We start from the raw sequence: 234 nt of genomic DNA on the forward strand, positions 1-234 counted from the left end.
AAGTGGGTGAGCTAACGCTCTTAACATTTGTACATCTTCTTCTGAAATACGACATTCGAATTGATTTTGGTTCATAAAGTTCCCCTCATTTTCGTTTTTATTTGCGTTTTTATGTTCTTTTTATTTATTTATATATCTGTTCTTATATTTCCTGTTACGACATAACTTTATCAACCTATAAAGCCGAAAATTTTTTCCATCTTCATCAGCAAAAATTCAGGAAAAAAATCCTTG

At 29.9% G+C, this 234-nt stretch carries 1 pseudogene; it reads right to left on the reverse strand.

The annotated features are described in order from the left end of the window. A pseudogene (locus MR160_RS34550) lies at window positions 1-75 on the reverse strand (ArsR/SmtB family transcription factor); the annotation flags it as partial. Between the last annotated feature and the right edge of the window lie 159 nt (window positions 76-234).

Source organism: Bacillus cereus group sp. BfR-BA-01382 (assembly GCF_022663475.1).
GTDB classification, from domain to species: Bacteria; Bacillota; Bacilli; order Bacillales; family Bacillaceae_G; genus Bacillus_A; species Bacillus_A thuringiensis_S.